1 protein-coding gene is annotated in these 1,417 nt (G+C 61.8%); it reads left to right on the top strand.

What is annotated here, in order from left to right; all coding sequences use genetic code 11:
• The coding region (locus JMY28_RS38760; RefSeq protein WP_201701146.1) for a type VI secretion system Vgr family protein at positions 1-1,417 on the top strand (1,417 nt) is incomplete at both ends.

Genomic DNA, 1,417 nt, shown 5'->3' with positions numbered 1-1,417 from the left:
CGCGTGGGAGAGATTTAGGGATAGCGCCAACCTCGCACCGCAGGACCCGACGACGTACGGTCAGCCGTACATCTACGGAACTCATCACCTCGACCAGGCGGGTGCGAAATGGGAGGCGCAACTGCGCCACGAAGCGGCACTCGCGCGCCAGGTGTTGTACGAGGGCGAGAGCAACGTGCTGGAACTGCAGTGCGCACGCGTGCTGGAAACCGACATCGTCCTGCCGGACGCACCCCAAGGGCAGTTGATCGTCGAGATCACGCATAGCGGCGCGCGCGACAAGCCCTACACCAACCGCTACAAGGCAATCCCAGCAGACCGGCGCTTCCGTCTGCAGATGCAGCCGGAAAAATGGGCTCGCATTTCCGGCACGCTCAGCGCACGGATTTGCAGTCCTGACAAATATACCTACGGCTATCTCAATTCTGTCGGCTACTACGTCGTCCGTCTGGATGCCGACTTCGGTGCCTCGCCCAATGGTGGCGAAAGCGTGCCGCTGCGCCTCGCGAAGCCTTTCGCCGGCAAGCTGCAGACCGGTATGCACTTTGTCGCTCTCGATAACGACGAAGCGGTCATCTCATTTCGGGATGGCGATCCGGACAAGCCCGAAATCACGGCATTCCACCATCACAGCCAGGCGCGCGATCTGGTGACGAACGATCGCCGCTGGCTCTCGCGCAACATGATCCGTACGCAGAAGAACAACAAGCTGCGCATGGAAGACTGGGCGGGTCAGGAAGGCATCAAGCTGAGCACCGAGCACTCGGGCAAGTCACAGCTCAATCTCGGCTACCTGGTCAATAACAAGCTCGAATACCGTGGTGAAGGCTATGAGCTGCGCACATCGGGCTACGGCGTCAACCGCGCGGGCAAAGGCCTGCACCTCACTGCATACGACCGCCCTGCTGCGACCGGCAAGCAGCTCGACATGCAGGAGACCATCGCGCAACTCGAAAGCGCGCTGGCCACCGCCAAGGCACTCGCAGCGTCGGCCAACAGCGCCAAGGCCGAGCCTGCCGACACCGATGCCCAGCAGCAGATGAAGGATGACTTTGACGGCCTGAAGAAGCCGGGCCTCCTCGTGAGCACACCGGCATCGGCCGGGCTCGTCGCGGCCGGCGGAATCCAGTTTTCCGCGCAGGACAACCTCAGCGCGGTGGCCGGAAAGAACGCCGACTTCAGCGTCATGAAGCACTTTACTGCGGCCGTCGGCGAAAAGATCTCACTCTTCGCACAGAAGTTCGGCATCAAGATCTTCGCCGCGAAGGGTCCCGTCCAGTTTCAGGCCCAAACAGGCCCCATGTCGCTTACCGCTGCCAAGGACGTCAACGTCGGCAGCGTCAACGGGAAGGTCAACCTCGCGGCGGCCAAGGAAATCATCCTCGAATGCGGCGGCGCGTTTGTGCATATCAAGGAC

The sequence above is a fragment of the Paraburkholderia hiiakae genome, assembly GCF_904848665.1.
In the GTDB taxonomy this organism is placed as follows: domain Bacteria; phylum Pseudomonadota; class Gammaproteobacteria; order Burkholderiales; family Burkholderiaceae; genus Paraburkholderia; species Paraburkholderia hiiakae.
Note: the sequence above shows the minus strand (reverse complement) of the source record. Positions and strands in the feature narration are given on the sequence as shown.